Source organism: Jeotgalibaca sp. A122, assembly GCF_052266715.1.
GTDB lineage: Bacteria > Bacillota > Bacilli > Lactobacillales > Aerococcaceae > Jeotgalibaca.
This window is the reverse complement of sequence record NZ_JBQPRB010000004.1, coordinates 111,104-133,393: the sequence shown is the minus strand read 5'-3', so window position 1 is coordinate 133,393 and position 22,290 is coordinate 111,104. Positions and strand designations below refer to the sequence as shown.

The window sequence follows — 22,290 nt, the reverse complement described above, 5'->3', positions numbered from 1 at the left end:
GTATAATAATAGAAAAACGTTTGGGGTGAAATGGATGGCAGAAAACTATACAAGTTCCACGAACCTATATGATTTATTGTCAGAAGATAATCTTGATAATCGAGGCAATTCGATACACTTTATCGAAAAATCGATGGAACGGGATAAACTACTTATTCAAGCCATTCAAAGTGGAAATAGAGAAATGTTGGACCGCGCCACTAAAATGCCGGGACTAGATCAAAATAGCGGATATTATTATGGTAATCCACATTTGAAGGGAGATCCATTGCGGACACGCAAGAATGGGATGATTATCCGAAATACATTATGCCGGGTAGCGGGGGAGCTAGGTGGGGTAGCTGCCATTTATTTACATCTGGTTTTTGAAAAATATGCCATCCAAATCGAACAGGCAACCACAACGGACTATTTGGAACACGTCATCAGTCCCAATATGTTTGCTGAATATTGTGATCTGGTAGCAAATTATTCAACCTTAAAGTATTCACCTTTAATAAAAGAAATTGTTGTTTTCATTGGAAATCACTTGCGGGAAGAATTAAATGTATCAAATTTGGCCGCAACATTTCATGTGAACAGTTCACATTTGGCACGAAAGTTTAAAAAAGAAACAGGTTATACCATTAGTGAGTACGTAAACCACCAAAAAATAGAAGCGGCAAAGTTGTTATTCCAGGGTGGGGAAGTAACTGTAGGGGAAGTTTCAGAAAAATTAGGTTACAACAGTAATTCCTACTTCAGTAAAATATTCAAGAAAATTACTGGGAGTTCTCCAGTTGTGTATCTTAAAAACTTGCATAATTAAAAATGTGAAAGCGCCTAACATAGGCGCTTTCATTTTGTTTTGTGCAAAAGTAGTTCAAAAACCAGCAATTTTAGTTAATGTCTAATGTTCATTTTTTCACTATACTTATGAGGTCAAATTGATTGTAAGTGCTTTAATGTATAAAGGATATTCCTACTTTTTATTGGCAAAGAGGATATTTAAAAATCAATTTGTCGTTAAAGTGAAATGAAATCGTTTTCAATAATAATTTGTTTTTATTGTGATATATTTTTCGAAAGCGGTTTTCATAAATAGTGTTTAAATATAAATTGGAGGTAAGGAAATGTCAGATTCAACTAGTAATATGCAAGAAAAATATCATACAGCCAAATGGTGGCAAATTGTCTTATTCTCATTAAATAACTCTTCCACAAACTTGTACTTATTTGCATTCGGATTTGTAACTTATTATTCAACTGGTCTTGTAGGACTTGCAGCATTGTTCATTAGTCAACTTATGGGATATGTTCGTATTTTTGATGGTATTATTGACCCTGCAATTGGGGTGTTTATTGATAAAACAGAAACTAGATGGGGCAAGTACCGTCCGTTGATGTTAATGGGTAACTTGATAACAATTGCATCATTCTTGATTTTGTTTACAACACATTTGTTACCGGAACCTGCTCGTCTACCCGTATTGGTGGTAGCTTTGATTATCCATAAAATTGGTTATTCATTACAAGCTTCTGTTACAAAAGCTGGTCAATCTGTTTTGACAAGTGATCCAAAACAACGTCCAATGTTCAATATTTCAGATGGAATTTTCATGATTTTTGTTTTCACTGGTGGACAAATTTACGCTTCGAACTACCTAGAGCCAAAATATGGTGGCTTTACACTTGGTTTCTTCCAAGAGTTAGTTGGTACTGTTATCGTTGTTTCCTTGATTCTATGTATCTTGGCTATTATCGGTATTTCGGCAAAAGACCAAAAACAATACTTTGGTTTAGGTGAAAATACAACTGAAACAAGCTTAAAAGATTACGCACATGTTATTAAAGGCAACCGTCCTTTGCAAATGCTTTCTATGGCAGCTGCATTCGTTAAATTCTGTGTACAATTGATGAGTGACCAAGTTGCTCAAATTATTGTTTTCGGTATTTTACTTGGTAACTTTGCACTATCTGGTCAAATGTCCATGCTGACAATTATTCCAGATTTGTTGATTACTTTTGGAGCAACAGCTTTGGCTCGTAAAAAAGGACTACGCGGCGCATATATTATTTACCTATCCCTAGCGTCTGTATTCTTTGTTGTATTGGGTATGTTGATGATGAACATCCAACCAGGTGATGTGGACTTTGGTAACATCACATTTAAAGCAGTTCTATTTATTTCGATTTACGCTTTGGCTCGTGGCTTCTCCCGTTCACCATCCTCTTTGGTACTTACAATGTCAGCAGATATTTCTGACTACGAAACAAGTGAGTCTGGTCGTTATGTTGCGGGTGTAATCGGAACGATTTTCTCATTAACAGACTCATTGGCATCTTCACTTGCACCAATGATGATTGGTTGGCTTTTAGCGGCAGTTGGTTTTGGTACAGCTTATCCAACGGCTGACACACCATTGTCTGGTGACTTAAGAATGATAGCACTTCTGCTTTATGCAGTCCTGCCGTTTATCTCAATTGTTATTGCCCTAGTATTTATGAAATTCTACAAACTGGATAGTAAAGCAATGGAAGGCGTTCAAGAAAGACTGTCTGAGTTGCGTTCAGCAGAAAGTCCTGTACAGGAATCAGAAGTAGAAGTGGCAACAACAAACAATTAATAATAAAAGAACCATTCTCCCGTTTCATCGGGAGGATGGTTCTTTTGTTATTCCACGCTAAATTTATAAATGGTTTGTGATTCATAGGTTTCGCCTGGATTTAAAACGGTATTCCCAAAATCATTTTTATTGATCGAATCAGGATAACCTTGCGTTTCAAGTGTGATACCCGTATAGGCTGGAATCGCGCTCCCGTTGTATGTGAACGCGCTTGGTCCGTTGTGCATAAATACAACCACCACTGGTTCAGTCGTTGTCATTTCGATACAACGGCCGCTTGTGCCTTCATATAAACGAGCAGCAACCTTATTTTTAGAATGATTCAAGATGAAAGGATGATCCAGCCCAGCCACTGCTTTGGCCTGAGGATGATCAGATTCTGTAGCCTGTTTTGTAAAGGTAGGTTGGCGGAAATCAAAAGGTGTCCCAGCCACAGATACTTTATTTCCGGTTGGAATGGTATTGTCATCCAGTTCTACAAAGCGATCAGCCGCAATATGCAGTTCGTGATCCAAGATGGTGTTTTTCATATTACCATGTAAATTAAAATAAACATGATTGGTTGGATTGAATAGTGTGGGTGCATCGGCAGTAGCTTTATAATTAATTTTCCATTCGTTTTCTTCAGTAAATGTATATATAACTTCTACATTCAAATTTCCTGGATAGTGATTCGATCCCGCTGGATCAGAATAAGAGAAGACAATACTTGCTTGGGATTCGTTGTTCTCTACGCGGTATTCCCAAATTTTTGTATCAAGACCCTGGGCTCCTCCGTGCAGATGATTACCGTTTTGATTTTGTTCGAGTTGATAATCTATCTCGTTAAGCTTGAATTTACCTTGGGCAATTCGTCCCGCTACGCGCCCTATAGTTGCGCCATAAAAGGGCCGATGAAGCATATAATCATCTAAATTATCCAAACCGATTGTGATGTTTGCAAAAGAGCCATCTTTGTCAGGGGCTGACCATTCAAGTAAAGTGGCACCATAGGTCATGGCGGTGATGGACGCACCTGACGTGTTTGTCAGTGTGATAGCTATGACATCGGTTTCATTTATCTTCCCGAAAACTTTTTCTTTAATTTGCAAATTAATTTCTCCCTTCAAAAAAACTGGTTATTAATATTGTAACAGTTTTCATTAATGATACAATATAAGAAAGTCGAAATTGAAAGCGAAGGTCATACATGTTGAAAATAGCAGTTATTGGAATTGGAAACATCGCCCAAAAAGCTTACTTGCCTGTCATTTCACAAATGCGGAGTGATATTGAATGGCATCTTGTTACCAGAAATCAACAAGTATTAAACGACGTTGGTCAAGCATATGGATTCCGGCATTTGCACCAATCCATTGAAGCGTTAGAAGGAATCGAACTAGATGCCGCTTTCGTTCATAACGCTACTCATGTCCACTATGAAACAATCAAATTTTTATTGAAAAAGGGTGTTCACGTTTACGTGGATAAGCCCATTAGTGAGAATTTAGCTGAATCAAAAGAATTGCTGGCTCTGGCAGAAGAAAAGAGAGTGCTTTTGACGGTAGGTTTTAACCGTCGCTTTGCTCCGATGGTTAAAAAATTGAAGGATATTCCGGACAAAAAAATGATTTTTATTCAAAAGGATCGCGTAAATAATGACGAGGAAGTCCGTTTCGCGATATATGATTTATTTATTCATATCTTGGATACTGCTTTATATTTATTGGATGACCCTATTATAGCATCGCAATCCCGTATTACTGAAGAAGATGGCAAACTCAAACGGGTATGGCTGTGTCTGGAAACCGAGCAAACAACAGCCATTGTCTCAATGAATTATGAAGCTGGTGCCAAACAAGAAAAAATAGAGGTTCAGTCACTCGCGGGCATACATCGTGTGACGGATTTGACCGAACTACAAATATTGGAAAAAAACCGTGCAATAACTGAAAGTTTTGGTGACTGGACAGGGACACTTGAGAAGCGGGGGTTTGCTCCACTTATTGAGAGCTTTATTGAAGGTGTATCTACGGGTATTAATCCGGTAAGCTTATCAAGCTCAGAAAAAACACATGAATTGTGCGAAAAAATCGTGCAAGAGCACCTAGCTTTTTAACTTAATTAGGCAGAAGTCGCCCATCCTCTATAGGTGGGTGATGAATGCCGTTCGGTATGCGGGTTACCGTTGGGAACTCGTAAACCGATCTGAAAGGCTTATTGCCTTTTTATTTTGTCCTAGGTTATAATCAGTCTAGATAAGAAATGAGCTGAGATAACAATGGAATGAGATACGAATAATCATTCAGTATTTCTTCTCCATTATCATCTTGTGTTGGTAACTAAATACCGTAGACAAGTGATTGATGATGACATATCTGAATTTGCTAAAACAACTTTTGTACGCATTGCAGAAACGTATCACATAACCCTGGTGGAATGGAATCATGATCAAGACCATCTTCATATTATGTTCAAAGCACACCCAAAAACAGCATTGACAAAATTCATCAATGCTTATAAAAGTGCGAGCTCCCGATTGATAAAACGAGACTTCCCAAACATCAAGCAATATCTTTGGAAAGGAATGTTTTGGTCTAAAAGTTTCTGCCTCTTGACAACTGGTGGTGCGCCACTTGCTGTCATCAAGACGTATATTCAAAATCAAAGCAACAATCATAAATAGGGGTGGACCTTATGGAACGACTAAAAGCCTATAAATTCAGAATTTATCCAACAGAAGAGCAAGCGGTTTTTTTTGCGAAGTCTTTTGGCTGTGTCCGTAAGGTCTACAATCTCATGCTCGCTGACCGAATGAAAAATTATGAAGAAACCAGAAATGATCCCGCTAAAAAGAAGAGCTTTCCAACGCCGGCTAAATACAAGAAAGACTTTCCGTTTTTGAAAGAAGTGGATAGCCTTGCTTTAGCGAATGCACAACTAAATCTAGATAAAGCATATAAAAATTTCTTTCGTGATAAATCCGTCGGATTTCCAAGGTTCAAAAGCAAGAAAAATCCTGTTCAAAGCTATACCACTAACAATCAAAATGGCACGGTACGTTTATTTGATAATACATTCATCAAAGTTCCTAAACTGAAATCGCTTATTAGAATTAAGCTTCACAGACAACCAAAAGGATTCATAAAATCCGCTACCATCTCTCGTCATTCAAGTGGGAGATATTATATTTCCTTATTGTGTAAAGAAGAAATATTGGAAATACCTAAAACCAACTCTGCTATAGGGATTGACCTGGGTGTTACAGACTTTGCCATTCTTTCTGATGGTCAAAAGATTGATAACAATAAATTTACGTCAAAGATGGCAAAGAAACTAAAACGTGAACAACGTAAGTTGTCTAGGCGTGCCTTGTCGGCCAAAAACAAAGGTCGCAATCTATTTGAAGCTAAAAATTATCAAAAGCAAAAACGCAAAGTTGCACGACTACATGAAAAAGTAAGGAATCAGCGTAACGACTTTCTGAATAAGTTGAGTACAGAAATTATCAAAAATCACGATATTATCTGTATTGAAGACTTAAACACAAAAGGGATGTTGCGTAACCATAAACTGGCTAAAAGCATTTCTGATGTTTCCTGGTCTAGTTTTGTGACGAAACTACAATACAAAGCTGACTGGTATGGTCGTGACATTATCAAGATCGGGCGATGGTTTCCTTCCAGCAAAATCTGTTCAGAGTGCGGACACAAAGGTGGCAAGAAACCGCTCGAAATGCGGGAATGGACGTGCCCAGTTTGTGATGCACATCATGACTGGGATACAAATGCAAGTGTCAATATCCTGACCGAAGGTCTACGGATAAAACAATCAGCTTAGATAGAATCAGGAACCGTAGGGACTACGGGGATAGCTTGGTAAATAAGAGAAACCGCTGTGGGTAAAGAAATGCGCTTACAAGTATGCTCTATTCCCAAGAAGCTCCCACTTCAAGCGTTAAGAACTGGTAGGTTTAGCTAAGTGGTGAGTAGTTCACGTATCATTCATTGCGTATTTAGGTTAAAATAAGAACAGTACGAGTATCAAGGAGGAAAACTATGTTTGACAAGACTGATGCATTAGCAGTAAATACCGTCCGTACGTTAAGTATTGACGCAGTACAAAAAGCAAATTCAGGACACCCAGGGTTACCTATGGGAGCCGCTCCAATGGCTTACACGCTATGGACGAAACATTTGAAGACAAACCCTAAAAACAGCAAATGGGTTGATCGTGACCGGTTTGTTCTATCGGCTGGACACGGTTCCGCGCTATTATATAGCTTGCTGCATCTAGCAGGATATGATGTAAGCATTGAAGACCTTAAAAATTTCCGACAATATGAAAGTAACACACCAGGTCATCCAGAAGTACACTATACGGATGGAGTAGAAGCGACAACAGGTCCGCTTGGACAAGGTTTTGCCAACGCAGTTGGAATGGCTATGGCTGAAGCGCATCTTGCCGCAACTTATAACCGCGACAAGTTTAATGTAGTGGATCACTATACCTACTTCCTATGTTCAGATGGCGATTTGATGGAAGGTATTTCTCATGAATCAGCCAGTTTAGCAGGACACTTAAAACTTGGAAAATTGATTGGTGTCTATGACTCCAATGATATTTCTTTAGATGGACCATTGGACAAAGCGTTCAGTGAAGACGTAAAAGGACGTTTTGAAGCATATGGTTGGCATCATTTACTTGTTGAGGACGGCAATGACTTAGGAGCTATCAATGATGCAATCGAAGAAGCCAAAAATGTAACCGACAAACCTTCGTTGATTGAAATCAAGACCGTTATCGGTTATGGTGCAGAAAATGCTGGAACGAGCAAAGTCCATGGTGCACCTTTAGGAGCAGATGGCGTTACATTTGCAAAACAAAGTTACCAATGGGAACATGAGGATTTTTCTGTTCCAACAGAAGTTCAACAACGATTTGAAGAAACAATTCTGGAGAACGGCCAAAAAGCTGAAGAAGCATGGAAAGTATTGTTCGAAGAATATCGTACTGCTTATCCAGAATTAGCCCAACAATTCGAAGATGCACAGGCTGGCAAATTACCAGCAGGCTGGCAAGAAGCTTTACCAGTGTACGAAGTTGGTGATGACGCTAAAGCGACACGGGTAACAAGCCAAGAAGCGATTCAAGAAATTGGGAAAGTATTGCCACAATTTTGGGGTGGTTCGGCTGACCTTTCTTCATCAAACAACACAATGAACAAAGCGGACGAAGACTTCGATGCAACGAATTATGCCGGACGTAACATTTGGTATGGCGTTCGTGAATTCGGTATGGCAGCTGCCATGAACGGTATTGTCTTGCATGGTGGAACAACAACATATGCTGGTACATTCTTCGTATTCTCGGATTATCTGCGTGCATCCATCCGTTTAGCGGCGCTATCCAAGTTGCCAACAATTTATGTCTTTACGCATGACTCCATTGCGGTAGGTGAAGATGGTCCGACTCATGAACCGGTAGAACATTTATCCAGCTTCCGTGGCATGCCAAATACAAACATTATCCGTCCGGCAGACGGTAATGAAGTATCAGCGGCTTGGGAAATGGCTGTAGAATCTGAAGATACACCAACACTGTTAGTATTGACTCGTCAAAACTTACCAGTTTTGGAAGGTACTAAAGAAAACGCACGCGAAGGCGTCCGTAAAGGTGCCTATGTTCTTTCAGCACAACAAGGCGACAAACCAGAGGGGATTTTGATTGCGACTGGTTCAGAAGTTTCGCTTGCAGTTGAAGCACAAAAACAATTGAAAGAAAAAGGCATCGACGTATCTGTTGTATCCATGCCAAATATGTCTGCATTTGAAAAGCAAGATGCAGCTTATAAAGAATCTGTTCTTCCAAATGGCGTTCGTACACGTATGTCTATTGAAATGGCAGCAACTTTTGGATGGGAAAGATATGTGGGCTTGGATGGTTTGGCTTACGGTTTAGATCGTTGGGGAGCAAGTGGTCCTGGCGGAACTGTAACAGCTAAACTTGGCTTCACAGCTGACCAAGTAGTAGATGCTTACTTAGCTAAATTCAATAAATAACAGTGAAACGCAAGCCTGGATAGCCAGGCTTGCGTTTTTTTGGTTCTATGATATTTGGGTCAAGTGAGTAGTTCCAAGTCAAAATTGTGAGTCACCTCTGTTTCCGATTGCCAAAATGAATGTTGAAAATCAGTATTTAGACGGATGGAAAAAAGGGATAGAATTCGTAAAATAGTAATATAAAAGAAAGGTGATGCCGAATGACACTATTGGGAAATATCATATGGTTTGTGTTGGGTGGTTTTATTAGCTGGATTTCGTGGATTGTTTTCGGGGTACTCTGGTCGATTACGATTGTCGGAATTCCTATTGGCATTCAGTGTTTTAAATTTGCTAAAATGGCTGCAGCTCCATTCGGAAAAGAAATTCGCTTTAGTGATTCTGGGGCATCTTTGCTTATTAATATCGTATGGATGCTATTGGGTGGCTTGGTTATGGCGACAGAGGAAGTCATCATGGGAGTTATTTTCTGTCTCACGGTTGTGGGTATTCCTTTTGGGCTACAACATTTTAAACATGCAAAATTAGCGTTGATGCCGTTTGGATCAGAAATCTATCGCATCAGTTAACAGGTTGGAAATTATCTTTCCACCTGTTTTTTGATTATAATGAAACTAAATTGATGGTAGGTGATAAGAAATGTTACTAAATAACTCTGATCGGATATTATTTATCGGGGATAGTGTGACGGATGCTGGGCGAAATCGATTAAAATCAAAAGACCTGGGCAACGGCTATCCCAAAATGGTGGCGGGGATGCTACAAGCGCTCTATCCTGAGCTCCAATTAACCTTTTTAAACCGGGGAATAAGCGGGAATAAAGTAGACGACTTGGAAAAAAGATGGCAAAAAGATTGTATCGATTTAGAACCGGATATAGTCTCTATCCTGATTGGAATCAATGATACTTGGCATCGGGTGGGCCAAAGGAATTTTGGTACCGAGGCGGCCTTCCGCCAATTTGAGCATATCTATCGTATTTTGCTCCAACAGATTAGTGAACAAACGGACGCAAAAATTGTCATGATGGAACCATTCCTTTTGCATTACCCTGAAGACCGACGAGAATGGCGCATTGATTTAGATCCGCGTCGTGAAATTATTGCCAAACTGGCAAATGAATTTGCAATTCATTATATTCAACTGGACGAACTATTAAATGAGCAAGCCAAAAGAACTGGTGCCCAGTTTTTAACGGGTAAAGATGGCATTCATCCCACCTTGGCAGGGCATCGGACAATTGCCAGAGCTTGGCTTGGGATTGTGGAAAATGAATAGCTAAAAAAACGCATGAACCAAAATCGGTTCACGCGTTTCCTTGTTTTATCTACGCTCTCCAAAATTACTGATTGGCTGGAGTAAATCGTTGATTCCTTTCAGGATATCATCGGATAGTTCAACATCTACTGCCTTGACATTATCCTCAACTTGTTCGGGCTTGCTTGCGCCAATGATTGCGGAACTTACTCCAGGTTGGCGTAATATCCAGGCTAAAGCCAGTTGTGGAAGCGTAATATCCAAGTGTTGGGCGAAACTTGCCAGCTCTTGAACTGTTTCCAATAAGCGATCATCACTTAGGTATTTTTGTAAAGAATTACCAATGCTTTCGTTTGCGGCACGACTATCGCTAGGTGCGGATTGACCTGGTTTATACTTCCCGGTTAAGATACCTTGCGAAAGCGGGGAGAAGACGACTTGGCCCATTCCGTTTGCCATGGAAACAGGTAGGACTTCTTTTTCAATATAACGTTCAATCATATTGTAGATTGGTTGATTAGAAACAAGCGGGCGGAAATTGCGTTCCTTGGCAATTTCATGCGCTTCCTGTATTTTATCAGCTGGCCATTCACTAACACCGGCATATAAAATTTTACCTTGCCGTTGCAAATCGTCTAAAGCCCAAAGTGTTTCTTCAATAGGAACATTAGGATCATAGCGATGGCATTGATATAAGTCCAAATAATCCATACCGAGTCTCTTCAAACTTGCATCGCACTGTTCAAAGATGTGCTTCCGGGAAAGTCCACGGTCGTTTGGTCCGTCGCCCATCGGGAAATAGACTTTACTGGCCACTACTAAACTGGAACGATCATAATCCTTTAAAACTTTTCCCAGAACAATTTCTGCTTCACCGTTTTCATAGACATTGGCAGTATCGAAGAAATTAATCCCCGCATCGTAAGCCGTCTGGATGCATTTTTGAGCTGTATTATCTTCAACCGACTTTCCATACGTAAGCCAACTGCCTAAAGCAACTTCACTGACTCGTAAGCCACTTGCACCAAGATTCCGGTATTTCATAAAAAAACCTCCCAGCTATTTTGTAAGGGTTTACCTAATGGATTCATCATACTCCAAAAAGGTAAATTTATCCATACAAATAGCCAGAGAGGCTTTCATCCTAGTCTTCTAAAATCATGACACCGACACCCAATAATCCAGGGCCCGTATGGACACCCAATACTGGAGAAATCTGGCCCTCATGATAAATGGTGGCATTTTCAATTAAATCACGTAGGTCTTCCTTCATCTGCAACATCTCATCGAGAGCGTCACCGTGGCATAGAGCCAGATAATAGTTCTTATGACCTTTAACTTTTTCACGGGTTAAGTCTAACATCTTAGTGATGCTTTGCTTGCGACCACGTACTTTGGCGATGGTGTCATAAATACCGTCAGGGTTACAAGAAATGATTGGTTTAATTTTAAGGGCACTCCCCAAAATACCGGAGACTTTACCAATTCGGCCGCCTTTCATTAGATATTCAAGTGTTTCTAATCCGAAGAACACGGTTGAGTTTTCTACCGCGGCTCTTGTCTTTTTGACAACAGTATCGAAATCCAAACCTTTTTCCAGTAGTTCAGCAGCATAAATACCAATAAAACCGGAACCGATACCAATATTAAGTGTATCGATAACTTCAATGGTCAAATCGTCACGATCCTGGGCAATTAAATGCATGGATTGATAAGTGCCACTCAATCCGCTGGAAATAATGGAGGCGATAATATGGTCGTATCCATCTGCTTTGATTTGGTCAAGCAAGGCATCGATATCACTGCGTAGTGGTAGACTTGTTTTAGGAACTTCTTTTTTAAAAGAATCGTAAACTTCTTGTGGTGTGATGTCGACACGGTCTTTGTAGGAGCGGTCAGTGTAGTTGATGACAAGCGGCATCGTGTATAAACCATATTTTTCAGTTACTGCTTCTGATAAATCATTACAAGAATCTACTAAAATTGCGACTTTGTTATTTTTCATTTGGAATCGTCTCCTTGTTCTTTGATCATTTTGGTGACACCATTGTATGAAAGGATGACATGCGTTAATAATTTTGCGACCACAGATAATGTGACCATTTTGAGTGCTAAATTCTCAGGGCGGATACCGTCCAAGGTCATTGATCCATTTTCTTCCATACCGATAAAGGCAAAAAGTTGAAGGGATTGCTCAAGTTCCACGCAAAAACTATCATAAGCCTTTTCTACACCCTGCAATGAAATTTGTAGTTCGATGCCTTTTTGAATATCATTAAGGGGAAGAACTTGTTTCAAAATAGAAACGACAATAAGTTTAGCTATGTGAGCTTTATAGTATTTTTTCTTGATCGGTCGATCAATAATTCCGTTTTTAACGTAGTTATTAATCATTGCTGGCGTAATTGTGTTCTCGCTTTCAGGAAGATGCAAGAATGAAAGTTGCGACTCAATTATGGTTAAGACTTGGTCATTGTAAATACCAAAATCTGGTAGACTATCCCAGCGAATTAACTTAACGTCCAGTAACTCATTGCGAAAACGGATTAGGTCGTTCGTTTCCAGAAAACTCACCTCTTTTGGCTATCTGGTTTTTAAAACTAGATGTAATGTTATTCGTTACTAGATAACTGTAACAACTCCAAAGTAAAACGTCAACAATAAATACTTAAATGGAGAGGATATTATGGCATTCACTAATGTAGAAGTTTCTTTCAAAATATTCGATGCGTACTCATTGAAAGACAAAAGAAGTACGGTAAAATCAATTCTTGCGCGTGTACATAACCGCTATAATGTAAGCGTTGCTGAAGTTGGCGAACAAGATATGCTAAATGTTTCCAAAATAGGAATTGCGGTAGCTAATGCTTCACCCATTGTAGCCCAACAGATTGTTGATACTATAATCGCGGAAATCGAAGAAAAATATGAGATTGAAATCTTCGAAATTCATTATATTCAATAAGGAAAAGACCCTACCATCATTTGATGATAGGGCCTATTTTAATTAACAAATAGTGCTACTTAGCGTGCAACCAGTACATCGCATGGTGCATGTTTGACGACATGTTGGGATACAGAACCTACAAGTGCTCGTGTGATTGCGCCTTTACCTGTAGCGCCTATCACAATCAAGTCGATATCGAATTCTTTTGGAAATGCCTCCGAAATCAAGGTTAGCGGATTTCCGTTAGTGACTGTTTTTTGTACCTCAGTGACCCCTGCGTCTGTCGCATATTTAGCCATTTCTTCGATAAATTGTTTGTCAATGTGATCGGTAACGCCTGTGGTAACAGGTTGATACTCAGGGGATAAACTTACGTTTCGTGTGTCAACAACGTACAAAATATGAAGCTTGGCATTATTACGTTTAGCAATTTCTACTGCGGTTTTGAAAGAGTGTTCAGCTTGTTCGGACCCATCAACCGGCACCAAAATGTTTTTGTATTCGCTTCTCATATTTCTCGACTCCCTTTCTTTTTAAAACGAGCTATTAATCTAATTTAATTCTAACTTAAATAGTCAAATAATGAAAGGGTTTTCCATTTCGCAAAGGATTTCCTTCGCAATTTTATAATGATTTTAGTAAACTAAAAAAATAATACGTGAAGGAGTGATTGAAATGGCTTTGGTATTAAAGGTTGAAGAAATCTATCAACATTTATCGGAATACGATTTGTTGAATCCACAAATAAAACAAACACTTGTCTATGCTCAGGTAATGCCCACAACGGGGCAATTTTTATTGTTAGGCGCTTATGCCACGCTAATCAGTGGTGCTTATTTTGTAATGGCTTTAGAGGAAGAACGAGTTGTACTGATTCCATTGCATAAAATCACAGGGAAAATAGATAAAAAATTAGCGCCTATTTTTATTCCCCGTGAAGAGTTGGTTGATGTTTATGTTAAAGAAGGAAGAATGATGAATAGTGTATCTTTTACCGGGGAAGATCAACAACTGACGGTCAAATTAAGTAAAGTCGTAATTGGAATGGCTTGGCACAAAGAAAATATGTCCCGATTTATGGCGGGCATCCGCAGATTAGAAGAGAAGGTGGTGGCGAATGAATGGTAGTGAACTTGGAATTGATTAAAAACAAGAAGATTGAAAGTGAGCGCCTTATATTGCGCCCCGTCACCTTGGAAGATGCACCGGATATGTTTGATTATGCATCTGATGAGGAAACAACCCGGTATGTTTTTGAAAGGCATCAAACAATTAAAGATACAGAAGAAACAATTGGGATCTTCTTTTTAGCAAATCCGATTGGCAAATATGCCATCGAATTAAGAAGTGAAGGAAAAATGATTGGAACCATTGATATTCGGGTTGATGAAGCTAATAAAAAAGGGGAAATCGGCTATGCTTTGAGCCGCCATTACTGGGGGAACGGCTACATGACTGAAGCGTGTGGGGCAATCTTAGAGCTTGCTTTTGAAAAGTTACAGTTGGAAAAAGTATATGCGATGTATGATAAAGATAACCCTGCATCAGGCCGTTTAATGCGGCGATTGGGAATGAAAAAAGAAGGGGTTGCGAGGCATAATCGTATCCACAAAGGTAAATCAGTGACCGATATTTTTTATGGTATTTTAAAATCAGAATATGACTCCTGAAAAGAAAGGATTGAATTCAGGAACTTTTTCACTTACAATAGGAATGCATACAAACTGGACCAGTAAATACGTACATGGTTAAAGAGAGCTTTTCCAAGGCTGGAAGAAGAGCACCTAATGTAGTATTGAACCTACCAATGGGATTTTCCGCAGTATGATCGGTGGTCTGCCGTTATCAGGACAGAGTGGGGCTTTCAGAAATAAAGCCAAACAAGGTGGTACCGCGGAGTAAAGTATATTTCGTCCTTAAGGAAGGATGAGTATGCTTATTTTTTTTGAATTAAAAATAAAGGAGTACACAAATGAGTAATTTACAAAAAGAAGATTTTTCAGCGTGGTATATTCAAACAATCAAGCAAGCAAACTTGATGGATTATTCACCAGTTCGTGGTTGTATTATTTTCAAGCCAGATGGCTATGAGATTTGGGAACACATCCAAGAGGCGTTTAACGGCCGATTTAAAGAAGAAGGCATTCGTAATGCTTACTTCCCAATGTTGATTCCTGAGTCGTTTTTTACTAAGGAAAAAGATCATATCGAAGGATTCTCGCCAGAACTACCTTGGGTAACAGAAGCAGCAGGTGAAAAGTTAGAAGAACGTTTGGCATTGCGTCCGACTTCCGAAACGATGATTGGGACAGCCTTCAGTGACTGGATCAATTCTTACCGCGATTTACCAATGGAAATCAACCAATGGGCTAACGTATTCCGTTGGGAAAAGAAAACTTTACCATTCTTACGTACATCAGAATTCTTGTGGCAAGAAGGCCATACGGCGCATGAAGATGAAACTTCTGCACGTGAACGCACCATGAAAATGTTGCAAGTTTACAAAGAAGTCATCGAAAGCGTGTTGGCAATCCCAGTTTATGAAGGTCAAAAAACACCTTCTGAGCGTTTTGCTGGAGCAGTGGATACATTCTCTGTTGAAGCAATGATGAAAGATGGAAAAGCTGTTCAGGCGGGGACTTCTCATTACATGGGCACGAAATTTGCTGAAGCATTCGACATTAAATATTTGAACCGCGATAACGAACACGTTCTGGCCCATACGACATCTTGGGGAGTTTCAACTCGTCTAATCGGTGCAACAATCATGGTCCACGGCGATGAACAAGGATTGGTATTGCCGCCAGCAGTAGCAGCTAAACAAGTTGTTTTGGTTCCAGTTGGACCTTGGAAGAAAAAACCAGAAATCGTTGAACGTTTGGAAGTTCTGTTGAAAGAATTGAATGCTGCAGGAATTCGAGCATTAATCGACGATAGCGACAATTCTCCAGGCTTCAAGTTCAACGAATGGGAACTTCGTGGCGTGCCAATGCGTGTTGAATTTGGACCACGTGATATGGAAAATAATCAAGTTATGATTAAAATGCGAGATTTGGATGGCAAAGAAGCAGTTGGCCTTGATGGCATTGTGGACTATATCCAAACGGCTTTATCAGAAATGCAAGTTCGTCTTCTGGAAACTGCGCGCAACAATCGTAAACAACATGAATACACACATATCAACACACTAGATGAATTGAAACAACATATTGAAGAAAAACGTGCTGCTGGAGAAACACCAGGATTCGTCTTGGCTGGTTGGGATGGAACGGAAGAAACAGAAGCTAAGATCAAAGAAGAAACTGGCTTTACTACTCGAAATATTCCTTTCAATCCAGAAGTGGAAAAAGAAACATGTATCGTATCAGGTAAACCAGCAAAACATACCGTTTGGTTGGCAAGAGCTTACTAACAATAAAAAACAGACAGGGCACCGGATTAGGGTGACCTGTCTGTTTTTTTATTTAATCCTCTTTTTTTGTAATGGTGCCATCATCAAGGAACGTAATGTTACGACTAGCCAAAATTTCTTGTGCTTTTTCAAGACTTTGTTGACGTTGTGCTTGCTTAAGCTTTTCGGGCGTTACATCTGTTCCTTCAGGATCATAAACGGTTGAATTCAATAGGATTTCATTCAAAGAGCCACGGAAGTTTTTGATATATTGTTGACGTAATTCTTTTTGTTCGATTTTTTCTTCAGCAGTCAAACCAATTTCTGTTTTTGATTTTCTTGCCAGTTCATTGATGCGTTTTAATAATTTATCCATGAAGCATGTTCCTTTCGTTCTAAATTAAAATGTGGAGAAAGGAAGTGGGGAATGAGTTTATGCAAATTGGCTGTTATACCAAGATTTTGCAGCATCCAACTCGTTTTGTGTCAAAGAATGACCTGCGTTACCCCAGTCGGTGGTAACTTTACTTCCTGCTTTCTCCAACTGCGTAATTAATGCACGTGTGTTTTCCGGTGGACAGATTGGATCGTTGTTTCCAGCGCCAATAAAAACAGGCAAATCTTGGATAGTTTTCATGTCGCGCTCTTCAAAAGGAGTCATCGGATGGTGAAGGATGGCACCCTTAAAGGTATCTTCGTAGAAGTATAACATACTAGCAGCGATGTTTGCACCATTTGAGTATCCTAAAGCAATCACGTTGGCCTTATCAAATTTGTATTCTTCGCTGGCGGTTTGTAAAAAATCATACAGGTCATGGGTACGTTTTTCCAAATCTTCTTTGTCAAAAACTCCCTCCGCTAACCGACGGAAATAACGATTCATCCCATTTTCGGATACATTCCCGCGTACGCTTAAAATGCCGGCATCAGGATCAATGTAGTTAACAAGGGGTATTAAATCATTTTCATTTCCACCTGTCCCATGTAAAACAAGGAAAGTTGGATGATTGATTTTACCGGGCTTATATATGTGTTCATAGATCAATATTTTCCGCTCCTTCAAGATGTCTTTAATTTGTATATTTCAAATTCGAATCAATTGTAACATGATGTTAGAAAAGAGTCAATTTAACCGGATTATGCTATGATGAAGGGGACCTTTTTAAAAAACAATCGAGAAAAGAGGGCTTTTTTTGAGTATTGATCAAATAATTCAGGATTTTGTAACGAAAGGTTCTGCGATTCATCGCATCCATGTTTTAGATTATTATTATGCGGTTAACCGCCTCTTACAACTATTACATTTAGACCATTTTAATACAGATGTAACACCATCCATTCCCTTACCGAAACTATTGGATTCAATGGACCGGTTAGTAGATTATGCAACAGAACAAAAAATTATTGCCGATACACAACGGGGGCGAGATGAATTTGAAGCGCAAATTATGGATATCTTGACGCCCTTACCATCTACTTTAAATAAAGATTTTTGGGACTGCTATCAGGAAGCCCCAATGCGTGCAACCGACGAGTTTTACCAATTGTGTCGCGATAATGACTACATAAAAACGCGCCAGATAGCAAAAAATGAGCAGTTTAATGTCTCATCACCTTATGGCGATTTGATAATAACTATTAATTTGTCTAAACCAGAAAAATCAAAACAAGATATTTTAGAAGCCCAAAAGAGTACAGATGGTTACCCTAAATGCCAATTGTGTGCAGAAAATGAGGGCTACAAAGGTCGCCCTGGCATTGCGGGTAGAACGAATCATCGTGTCATTCGTGTTCCGATCTTAGGGGAAAACTGGGGCTTCCAGTATTCTCCTTACGCTTATTATAATGAGCATTGTATCGTGTTTACCAAAAAACATATTTCCATGAATGTGGGTCACCATACCATCCAAAACTTAATGGAATTGACAACGGTATTTCCCCATTATTTTATGGGATCGAATGCAGGACTACCAATTGTCGGGGGCTCTATGTTGGGACATGAGCATTACCAAGGGGGGCGTCATCATTTTCCAATGGAGAATGCGAAAGTTCTGGACACATGGACCTGGAAAACAAATTCAAACGTTACAGCTGAACGCCTGTATTGGCCACTATCCGTAGTAAGGCTACGTGCACATGATAAGGAAGATATCCTGCAAGCCGGTTCAGAATTGATGGAGGCGTGGGATAACTATTCTAATGAAGCGCTCCAAATAAAATCACATACGAATGATGAAAAACATAATGCTGTGACTTTAATTGCCCGTCGAAACGGATCGGATTATGAACTGGATGTAGTCTTAAGAAACAATCGGACAACGGAAGAGTTTCCTGATGGCATTTTTCATCCACACCCAGATGTGCAGCATATCAAGAAGGAAAATATTGGCTTGATAGAAGTTCTGGGGTTGGCGATTTTACCACCACGTCTAAAAACAGAATTAGCTGAGGTTGAAGCTTTTATTTTAGGAGCTAACAATAACATCGCGCCTTACCACCAGGAGTGGGCAGAAGAACTGAAGCAACAAGGGACTATAACCAAGGAAAATGCCGCGACAATCCTTAAAGAAGCGGTCGGACATAAATTCCAGAGAGTGTTGGAGGATGCTGGGGTTTTCAAACAAACAAAAGAAGGACAAATGGCTTTTGCAGCATTTATAGCTGACTTCCAGGCATAACAAAATGGAGCTGTGAAATAACTCCCAGCCCTTATCTATTTACGAATACTTTATCGCAAACGTGCTCAAAAAGGCAGCCCCGACGCCACTTCACGAATAATGCTCAGATGGTCTGCGACCATGCTGTGCTTATTCGTTCCAGTGGTTCGGGGCTAAACGCCTTTTTGAGCACTCTCATTTTTTAAATGTTATCTATTTTTGTCTTGCCAGTCATCGACCTTGTCATGGGCTCTGTCTTTGCCTTCTTCGACTTTTTCAGTCATCTTACCTTTATTTTTTTGCAGTTTTCCTTCAAGTTCCTTGGATTTGTCATCGGTAGCATCGCCGTATTCTTCCTTCACTTTTCCGACAGCTTGATCTTTCAATCCTTTTAGTTTGTCATCTAATGCCATATTAATAACCTCCTAAATTAAATTGAGAGAACGATTACAAGTTCCCTTTGATATTATTATTAAGGAAAAAGGTTTGTAACGCAAATAAAAGCCCTTGTACATCTTATAAAAATGCAAAGAGATTTTTACTGGCAGTTAAGCTATAATGTTAATAACTAATCGTGGAAGGACGAAGTATTTTGAAAATCTTAGCCATTGAATCATCCAATCAAACGATGAGCGTCGCGACTGTTGAGAACGGTCTAGTCGTCTCCGAATACACTCGAAATGGCAACCTGCAACATAGTACCCAGCTGATGCCGGCTATTGAAACGGTTATGAACGGGTCAAGTTGGCAGCCAAAGGATATTGACCAAGTGGTGGTATCGAAAGGTCCCGGCTCATATACTGGCGTGCGAATCGGTGCCACTATTGCAAAAACACTGGCCTGGACGCTCAAAAAGCCTCTAGTTCCTGTCTCCAGCTTAAAATTATTAGCAGCGAATGGACTTGCTTTTGAAGGGCTGATCATCCCTTTAATTGATGCAAGAAGGGAAAATATCTACACCGGAGTTTACCATGTAGAAAATGGCATTTTAGTGCAAGTGCAGGAAGATAATCATATCGACAGCGAAATCTTCTTTGACTCCTTAAAAAATAACACTGAACCACTCCTGTTTATCGGGCAAGATATTCCGATTTACAAAGAGCGTCTTACTGACGTTTTTGGAGACCGTGCATTTTTTGCCCCACAACAAGACTGGTTGCCTCGTGCGGGCGTTTTAGCAAATTTAGCTCACGGTGAGCAACCAGTTGACGCGCATGTATTTACTCCCGAATATTTGAAAAAACCTGAAGCTGAAGAAAATTGGCAAAAAGCCCATAGAGGAGAAGAGAAAGGTGAGTACGTTGAAAGAATTGATTAATCATTTCCATTCGATGATGGATTCACTTCAAAAAGAGGGTCCTCTTCTGCAAAGTAAACTATCTTTTTCTAAACGGACGGATTATTTATCTGACCGCTACACTCTTCCTAACGGGCAAGAAATCAGCCTGGAAATTGGCCAAAGAAAGCATATCGCTGATGTATTGGAAATTGAACGCTTAGGCTATGAAGGAAAAACGCCTTGGGGGTTTGTGGCTTTGGAAAATGATATTGTTAAAAGTCAAAAATCGCTGTATTTGATTTTATACAATGGAAACGAACCAATTGCTTTTTTAGGGAGCCGTTTTGAAATTACGGATATCCATATTACCAATATAGCAGTTGCTCCCGCTTGGCAGAAAAAGGGCGTTGGTAGCTTGCTTTTGGAATTATTAAAAGTTGTGGCGAAACAGGAAGCTGTTTCCAGCTTAAGTCTTGAAGTACGTATTTCCAACAAAAATGCCCAAAGTCTTTATAAAAAAATGGGTTTTGAAGCTTTGCGTATCAAGAGAAACTACTATCACGGTGATGGCGAAGATGCCGTCGATATGAAATTGGATTTGGATAAAAAATGATGAACCCATTCAATATAAAAGTACTGACGGTAGAAGATGCCGAAACCATTTACCGCATTTGTCTGGATGCCAATGATGGGAAGACGACCTGGAAACCATCCTCATTTGAAGGAGAGTTGGGCAATCGTTATAATGTTTATCTCGGTTACGAAATAGCAGGCACGTTAGTTGGATTTATCGGGTGCAGTTTAATTTTCGATAGTCTGGCAATAAATAACTTTGCGGTTTCTTCTCATTATAAACGGCAAGGTATTGGCGAAAAACTCTTGGATGCCTTATTGGCATATGGGAAAGAAAATGGTGCCGAGAATTTCATTTTGGAAGTCCGTGTATCCAATAAACCAGCCATCGCCTTGTATGAAAAATTTGGCTTCCGGCAAGTCGATCGTCGGAAAAACTACTATGAACAACCAGTGGAAGATGCTTATATTTTCCAGTTAATTAAATGAAAGGGGAAAATGCATGAGCGATACATTGATACTAGCGATTGAGAGCAGCTGTGATGAAACTAGTGCAGCCGTAATCAAAAATGGCTCTGAGATACTCTCTAACATTGTGGCTTCTCAAGTCAAAAGCCATATGCGTTTTGGTGGGGTAGTGCCAGAAGTTGCGAGCCGTCACCATGTAGAACAAATAACCCAAATCATTGCATCCGCCTTAACGGAAGCAGAGGTAGAGATGGCGGATGTGGATGCCATTTCGGTAACAGAAGGGCCTGGTTTGGTGGGCTCTTTATTAATCGGTGTAAGTGCCGCAAAAGCGATGGCTTTTGCGCATAATAAGCCCTTGATTGCGACCAACCACATCGCCGGACATATTTATGCCAATCAACTTTTGGGACCTCTTCAATTTCCTTTGCTGACCCTAGTTGTAAGTGGCGGCCATACAGAATTGATTTACATGCCAGAAGATGGTGTTTTCGAAATTGTTGGGGAAACAAAAGATGATGCTGCAGGTGAGGCGTATGATAAAATTGGTCGTGTTCTGGGCTTACCTTATCCAGGTGGGAAAGTAATGGATGAGATGGCCCATCAAGGAAAGGATGTTTTTAATTTTCCAAGGGCGATGCTGCACGAAGATAATTATGACTTTAGTTTTAGCGGGTTAAAGAGTTCGGTTATTAATACCATACACAATGCGCGCCAAAAAGGTGATGATTTAGACCCTTATGATGTGGCAGCGAGTTTCCAGGCGGCTGTTGTTGATGTATTGGTAGCAAAAACCTTGCGGGCTGCCAAAGAAAAAGATGTAAAACAGCTATTGTTAGCAGGTGGTGTTGCAGCCAATAAGGGATTGCGTACGGCTCTATCTGAAGCGGTCGCCAAAGAACTTCCCGGTGTGGAACTTATTATTCCGCCATTAAGTTTATGTGGTGACAATGCAGCAATGATTGGAGCGGCTGCCTATACGCAATACAAGGCAAAAGAGTTTGCTGCTTTGGATTTGAATGCCAGACCAGGATTATTACTCGAAAATTAAAATAAAAAAACCATTTCAGC

General features: G+C 39.9%; 24 protein-coding genes and 1 pseudogene. 17 read left to right on the top strand and 8 right to left on the bottom strand.

Annotation, left to right across the window (positions count from 1 at the left end; translation table 11 throughout):
* Positions 1-34: 34 nt before the first annotated feature.
* Complete coding sequence (locus tag ACTU7M_RS06175; protein WP_443473513.1) at positions 35-808, top strand: helix-turn-helix domain-containing protein; 774 nt, start codon at positions 35-37, stop codon at positions 806-808.
* Positions 809-1,112: 304 nt separating this feature from the next.
* Positions 1,113-2,606 (top strand): MFS transporter, encoded by a 1,494-nt coding sequence (locus ACTU7M_RS06170; RefSeq protein ID WP_443473512.1) that lies wholly within the window; start codon positions 1,113-1,115, stop codon positions 2,604-2,606.
* A 47-nt stretch (positions 2,607-2,653) separates the two neighbouring features.
* Here the strand turns inward: ACTU7M_RS06170 and ACTU7M_RS06165 are convergent, their stop codons facing one another.
* Positions 2,654-3,697, bottom strand: a complete 1,044-nt coding sequence (locus ACTU7M_RS06165) for an aldose epimerase family protein (RefSeq protein ID WP_443473511.1) — start codon at positions 3,695-3,697, stop codon at positions 2,654-2,656.
* A gap of 98 nt (positions 3,698-3,795) precedes the next feature.
* Here ACTU7M_RS06165 and ACTU7M_RS06160 point away from each other — a divergent pair, with 98 nt between their 5' ends.
* From ACTU7M_RS06160 to ACTU7M_RS06135, 6 genes and pseudogenes are all read left to right on the top strand, one after another.
* Entirely contained in the window at positions 3,796-4,704 is a 909-nt protein-coding gene (locus tag ACTU7M_RS06160; protein ID WP_443473510.1) for a Gfo/Idh/MocA family protein, read from the top strand.
* Between the two features lie 171 nt (positions 4,705-4,875).
* Positions 4,876-5,271, top strand: a pseudogene (gene tnpA / locus ACTU7M_RS06155) (IS200/IS605 family transposase); the annotation flags it as partial.
* An 11-nt stretch (positions 5,272-5,282) separates the two neighbouring features.
* Entirely contained in the window at positions 5,283-6,425 is a 1,143-nt protein-coding gene (tnpB, locus tag ACTU7M_RS06150; RefSeq protein WP_443473509.1) for an IS200/IS605 family element RNA-guided endonuclease TnpB, read from the top strand.
* Positions 6,426-6,643: 218 nt separating this feature from the next.
* Positions 6,644-8,647 (top strand): transketolase, encoded by a 2,004-nt coding sequence (tkt, locus tag ACTU7M_RS06145; protein ID WP_443473508.1) that lies wholly within the window; start codon positions 6,644-6,646, stop codon positions 8,645-8,647.
* A 200-nt stretch (positions 8,648-8,847) separates the two neighbouring features.
* Complete coding sequence (locus ACTU7M_RS06140; protein WP_443473507.1) at positions 8,848-9,216, top strand: YccF domain-containing protein; 369 nt, start codon at positions 8,848-8,850, stop codon at positions 9,214-9,216.
* 70 nt (positions 9,217-9,286) lie between these two features.
* A complete protein-coding gene (locus ACTU7M_RS06135; RefSeq protein WP_443473506.1) occupies positions 9,287-9,925 on the top strand; it encodes an SGNH/GDSL hydrolase family protein in 639 nt (212 codons plus the stop codon).
* Between the two features lie 45 nt (positions 9,926-9,970).
* On the opposite strand, the gene ACTU7M_RS06130 is transcribed toward ACTU7M_RS06135, so the two are convergent.
* The 3 genes from ACTU7M_RS06130 to ACTU7M_RS06120 form a co-directional block, all read right to left on the bottom strand.
* Entirely contained in the window at positions 9,971-10,948 is a 978-nt protein-coding gene (locus ACTU7M_RS06130; RefSeq protein ID WP_443473505.1) for an aldo/keto reductase family protein, read from the bottom strand.
* 100 nt (positions 10,949-11,048) lie between these two features.
* Entirely contained in the window at positions 11,049-11,909 is an 861-nt protein-coding gene (locus ACTU7M_RS06125) for a DegV family protein (RefSeq protein WP_443473504.1), read from the bottom strand.
* Positions 11,906-12,478 (bottom strand): DUF1836 domain-containing protein, encoded by a 573-nt coding sequence (locus ACTU7M_RS06120; protein ID WP_443473503.1) that lies wholly within the window; start codon positions 12,476-12,478, stop codon positions 11,906-11,908. The genes ACTU7M_RS06125 and ACTU7M_RS06120 overlap by 4 nt, the downstream gene beginning before the upstream one ends.
* 112 nt (positions 12,479-12,590) lie before the next feature.
* On the opposite strand from ACTU7M_RS06120, the gene ACTU7M_RS06115 reads away from it, so the two are divergent.
* Positions 12,591-12,869 carry a DUF503 domain-containing protein gene (locus ACTU7M_RS06115; protein WP_443473502.1) on the top strand — a complete coding sequence of 93 codons (279 nt, stop codon included), beginning with the start codon at positions 12,591-12,593 and terminating at the stop codon, positions 12,867-12,869.
* 59 nt (positions 12,870-12,928) lie between these two features.
* Here ACTU7M_RS06115 and ACTU7M_RS06110 read toward each other — a convergent pair whose 3' ends face one another.
* Positions 12,929-13,363 (bottom strand): universal stress protein, encoded by a 435-nt coding sequence (locus tag ACTU7M_RS06110; RefSeq protein ID WP_443473501.1) that lies wholly within the window; start codon positions 13,361-13,363, stop codon positions 12,929-12,931.
* A 163-nt stretch (positions 13,364-13,526) separates the two neighbouring features.
* Here ACTU7M_RS06110 and ACTU7M_RS06105 point away from each other — a divergent pair, with 163 nt between their 5' ends.
* From ACTU7M_RS06105 to proS, 3 genes are all read left to right on the top strand, one after another.
* A complete protein-coding gene (locus ACTU7M_RS06105) occupies positions 13,527-13,979 on the top strand; it encodes a hypothetical protein (protein WP_443473500.1) in 453 nt (150 codons plus the stop codon).
* Positions 13,973-14,521: a GNAT family N-acetyltransferase gene (locus ACTU7M_RS06100; RefSeq protein WP_443473499.1), complete on the top strand. Its 549-nt coding sequence runs from the start codon at positions 13,973-13,975 to the stop codon at positions 14,519-14,521. Before ACTU7M_RS06105 ends, ACTU7M_RS06100 begins: the two co-directional genes overlap by 7 nt.
* Before the next feature lie 302 nt (positions 14,522-14,823).
* The gene (gene proS, locus ACTU7M_RS06095; RefSeq protein ID WP_443473498.1) at positions 14,824-16,263 is read left to right on the top strand and encodes a proline--tRNA ligase; all 1,440 of its coding nucleotides are present in this window, start codon (positions 14,824-14,826) and stop codon (positions 16,261-16,263) included.
* A gap of 52 nt (positions 16,264-16,315) precedes the next feature.
* Here the strand turns inward: proS and ACTU7M_RS06090 are convergent, their stop codons facing one another.
* Complete coding sequence (locus tag ACTU7M_RS06090) at positions 16,316-16,618, bottom strand: DUF896 domain-containing protein (protein ID WP_443473497.1); 303 nt, start codon at positions 16,616-16,618, stop codon at positions 16,316-16,318.
* Positions 16,619-16,675: 57 nt separating this feature from the next.
* Entirely contained in the window at positions 16,676-17,287 is a 612-nt protein-coding gene (locus ACTU7M_RS06085) for an alpha/beta hydrolase (RefSeq protein ID WP_443473496.1), read from the bottom strand.
* 148 nt (positions 17,288-17,435) lie between these two features.
* On the opposite strand from ACTU7M_RS06085, the gene ACTU7M_RS06080 reads away from it, so the two are divergent.
* Complete coding sequence (locus ACTU7M_RS06080; protein WP_443473495.1) at positions 17,436-18,920, top strand: UDP-glucose--hexose-1-phosphate uridylyltransferase; 1,485 nt, start codon at positions 17,436-17,438, stop codon at positions 18,918-18,920.
* Positions 18,921-19,108: 188 nt separating this feature from the next.
* Here ACTU7M_RS06080 and ACTU7M_RS06075 read toward each other — a convergent pair whose 3' ends face one another.
* Positions 19,109-19,312 carry a CsbD family protein gene (locus tag ACTU7M_RS06075; RefSeq protein ID WP_443473494.1) on the bottom strand — a complete coding sequence of 68 codons (204 nt, stop codon included), beginning with the start codon at positions 19,310-19,312 and terminating at the stop codon, positions 19,109-19,111.
* Positions 19,313-19,491: 179 nt separating this feature from the next.
* On the opposite strand from ACTU7M_RS06075, the gene tsaB reads away from it, so the two are divergent.
* Genes tsaB through tsaD form a run of 4 tightly spaced genes read left to right on the top strand, consistent with a single transcriptional unit; the run spans position 19,492 to position 22,270 of the window.
* Positions 19,492-20,217, top strand: a complete 726-nt coding sequence (gene tsaB / locus ACTU7M_RS06070) for a tRNA (adenosine(37)-N6)-threonylcarbamoyltransferase complex dimerization subunit type 1 TsaB (protein ID WP_443473493.1) — start codon at positions 19,492-19,494, stop codon at positions 20,215-20,217.
* On the top strand, positions 20,192-20,791 hold the full coding sequence (gene rimI, locus ACTU7M_RS06065; RefSeq protein WP_443473492.1) for a ribosomal protein S18-alanine N-acetyltransferase: 600 nt from the start codon (positions 20,192-20,194) through the stop codon (positions 20,789-20,791). Before tsaB ends, rimI (ACTU7M_RS06065) begins: the two co-directional genes overlap by 26 nt.
* The gene (rimI, locus tag ACTU7M_RS06060; protein WP_443473491.1) at positions 20,791-21,240 is read left to right on the top strand and encodes a ribosomal protein S18-alanine N-acetyltransferase; all 450 of its coding nucleotides are present in this window, start codon (positions 20,791-20,793) and stop codon (positions 21,238-21,240) included. Before rimI (ACTU7M_RS06065) ends, rimI (ACTU7M_RS06060) begins: the two co-directional genes overlap by 1 nt.
* 13 nt (positions 21,241-21,253) lie before the next feature.
* Positions 21,254-22,270 (top strand): tRNA (adenosine(37)-N6)-threonylcarbamoyltransferase complex transferase subunit TsaD, encoded by a 1,017-nt coding sequence (gene tsaD / locus ACTU7M_RS06055; RefSeq protein WP_443473490.1) that lies wholly within the window; start codon positions 21,254-21,256, stop codon positions 22,268-22,270.
* Positions 22,271-22,290 lie beyond the last annotated feature (20 nt).